Annotated in this window: 1 protein-coding gene; it reads left to right on the forward strand. The window is 43.3% G+C overall.

The window, feature by feature from the left end:
* A partial coding sequence (locus tag N1032_RS24840) for a hypothetical protein (RefSeq protein ID WP_259543206.1) occupies window positions 1-786 on the forward strand: 786 nt, incomplete at both ends.

Genomic DNA, 786 nt, shown 5'->3' on the forward strand with positions numbered 1-786 from the left:
CGTGCTAAAGCTCTTAAAGACTTGGCAGTTTCGATTGGTATTATTGCTGCTTCTATTGCGGCTCTTTCATTTATTGAACCTTCTAAACTTGGTATGGCTGTCGCTGCAATTGCTATGGCTGCAGGTGTTCTTATGGGAGCATTTGCCATCTTTAGTAAGATCAATGTTAAGAGTCTTGATACAGCTAAGATTATTGTAGCCGCTAATGGTATGTCAATTGCAATGGGCTTCATGGCTCTTGCTGTTAAACACTTGGATGGTATGGATCCTACTTCAGCTCTCGTTGCTGTAGGCTCACTTGCTACTCTAACAACCGTACTTGGTGGCGTAATGATCGCTATGTCAAAATGGGGTGGAGACGCTCCTGTTTCTGCTGGTGCTATGCTAGTTGTAGCTGGTGCAGTAAACGTTATGGCAATGGCTGTTAAGAAGATTGGTGATATGAACCCAGCTTCAGTTGCTATTGGACTTGGAGCCATGGTAACTATTATGGGTTCTATGGTGGTAATGATCAAAGCTATGCAAGGTGGTGATAAAGTTACTACCGCTTCAGCATTTACTGTTGGTGCTATAGCAGTATCAATGGGTAAAATGGCAGGAGCAATTCAGAAGCTTGGTTCTATGGACTGGCAAACATTACTTCAAGGTATGGGTGCATTATCTGCCCTTATGGGTGGTGTAATCATCGTATCCAAATCTTTATCTAATGTTAAAGGAGCTGCCGGTGCGGCAGTTATGCTATCTATGGCTGCTGCTATGAATGCACTTAACATTCCAATCGTTGCC

The sequence above is a fragment of the Herbiconiux daphne genome, from assembly GCF_024979295.1.
Lineage (GTDB): Bacteria > Actinomycetota > Actinomycetes > Actinomycetales > Microbacteriaceae > Herbiconiux > Herbiconiux daphnes.